At 52.9% G+C, this 2,420-nt stretch carries 1 rRNA gene; it reads right to left on the bottom strand.

The features are described 5' to 3' along the window. Positions 1 to 2,420, bottom strand: a 23S ribosomal RNA gene (locus NYQ66_RS02575); the annotation flags it as partial.

Below are 2,420 nucleotides of genomic sequence, written 5' to 3'. Positions count from 1 at the left end.
TCGAACCTATCAACCTCATCGTCTCTGAGGGATCTTACTCATTTAAAATGATGGGAAGTCTCATCTAGAGGTGGGCTTCATGCTTAGATGCTTTCAGCACTTATCCCTTCCACACGTAGCTACCCAGCTATGCTCTTGGCAGAACAACTGGTGCACCAGCGGTGTGTCCATCCCGGTCCTCTCGTACTAAGGACAGCTCCTCTCAAACTTCCAACGCCCACGACGGATAGGGACCGAACTGTCTCACGACGTTCTGAACCCAGCTCGCGTACCGCTTTAATGGGCGAACAGCCCAACCCTTGGGACCGACTACAGCCCCAGGATGCGATGAGCCGACATCGAGGTGCCAAACCTCCCCGTCGATGTGGACTCTTGGGGGAGATAAGCCTGTTATCCCCGGGGTAGCTTTTATCCGTTGAGCGATGGCCCTTCCATGCGGAACCACCGGATCACTAAGCCCGACTTTCGTCCCTGCTCGACTTGTAGGTCTCGCAGTCAAGCTCCCTTGTGCCTTTACACTCTGCGAATGATTTCCAACCATTCTGAGGGAACCTTTGGGCGCCTCCGTTACCTTTTAGGAGGCGACCGCCCCAGTCAAACTGCCCACCTGACACTGTCTCCCGACCGGATCACGGTCGTGGGTTAGAAGGTCAGTACAGTCAGGGTGGTATCCCACCAGCGCCTCCACCGAAGCTAGCGCTCCGGTTTCTCAGGCTCCCACCTATCCTGTACAAACTGTACCAACATTCAATATCAGGCTACAGTAAAGCTCCACGGGGTCTTTCCGTCCTGTCGCGGGTAATGCGCATCTTCACGCATAGTATAATTTCACCGGGTCTCTCGTTGAGACAGTGCCCAAGTCGTTGCACCTTTCGTGCGGGTCGGAACTTACCCGACAAGGAATTTCGCTACCTTAGGACCGTTATAGTTACGGCCGCCGTTTACTGGGGCTTCGGTTCAAAGCTTCGCCTTACGGCTAACATGTCCCCTTAACCTTCCAGCACCGGGCAGGTGTCAGCCCCTATACTTCGCCTTACGGCTTCGCAGAGACCTGTGTTTTTGCTAAACAGTCGCTTGGGCCTTTTCACTGCGGCTTCTCATGCAAGAAGCACCCCTTCTCCCGAAGTTACGGGGTCATTTTGCCGAGTTCCTTAACGAGAGTTCTCCCGATCACCTTAGGATTCTCTCCTCGCCTACCTGTGTCGGTTTGCGGTACGGGCACCATAGACCTTACTAGAGGCTTTTCTTGGCAGTGTGAAATCAGGAACTTCGGTACTATATTTCCCTCCCCATCACAGCTCAACCTTAAGTTGGACGGATTTGCCTATCCAACAGTCTCACTGCTTGGGCGCGCATAACCAGCAGCGCGCTTTCCTTATCCTACTGCGTCCCCCCATCGTTCAAACGGTCTAGAGGTGGTACAGGAATATCAACCTGTTGTCCATCGCCTACGCCTTTCGGCCTCGGCTTAGGTCCCGACTAACCCTGAGCGGACGAGCCTTCCTCAGGAAACCTTAGGCATTCGGTGTAGAAGATTCTCACTTCTATTTCGCTACTCATACCGGCATTCTCACTTCTAAGCGCTCCACCAGTCCTCACGGTCTGACTTCACAGCACTTAGAACGCTCTCCTACCAAAGCGAAAGAGTAATTCTTTCGCAATCCGTAGCTTCGGTGATACGTTTAGCCCCGGTACATTTTCGGCGCAGAGTCACTCGACCAGTGAGCTATTACGCACTCTTTAAATGGTGGCTGCTTCTAAGCCAACATCCTGGTTGTCTAAGCAACTCCACATCCTTTTCCACTTAACGTATACTTTGGGACCTTAGCTGACGGTCTGGGCTGTTTCCCTTTCGACTATGAACCTTATCACCCATAGTCTGACTCCCAAGATAGAGTATTTGGCATTCGGAGTTTGACTGAATTCGGTAACCCGGTGAGGGCCCCTAGTCCAATCAGTGCTCTACCTCCAGTACTCAACTCTTGAGGCTAGCCCTAAAGCTATTTCGGAGAGAACCAGCTATCTCCGTGTTCGATTGGCATTTCACCCCTACCCACACCTCATCCCCGCACTTTTCAACGTGCGTGGGTTCGGGCCTCCAGTCAGTGTTACCTGACCTTCACCCTGGACATGGGTAGATCACACGGTTTCGGGTCTACGACCTACTACTAAAAGCGCCCTATTCAGACTCGCTTTCGCTGCGGCTCCGTCTATGCGACTTAACCTTGCAGGAGATCGTAACTCGCCGGTCCATTCTACAAAAGGTACGCCGTCACGCATTAACGCGCTCCGACTACTTGTAGGCACACGGTTTCAGGTACTATTTCACTCCCCTTCCGGGGTGCTTTTCACCTTTCCCTCACGGTACTGGTTCACTATCGGTCACTAGGGAGTATTTAGCCTTGGGAGATGGTCCTCCC

Origin of the sequence: Aquibacillus koreensis (assembly GCF_025154055.1) — a bacterium.
Classification (GTDB): domain Bacteria; phylum Bacillota; class Bacilli; order Bacillales; family Amphibacillaceae; genus Aquibacillus_C; species Aquibacillus_C koreensis.
The sequence above is the reverse complement of the archived record's forward strand: the minus strand, read 5'-3'. Positions and strand labels throughout refer to the sequence as shown.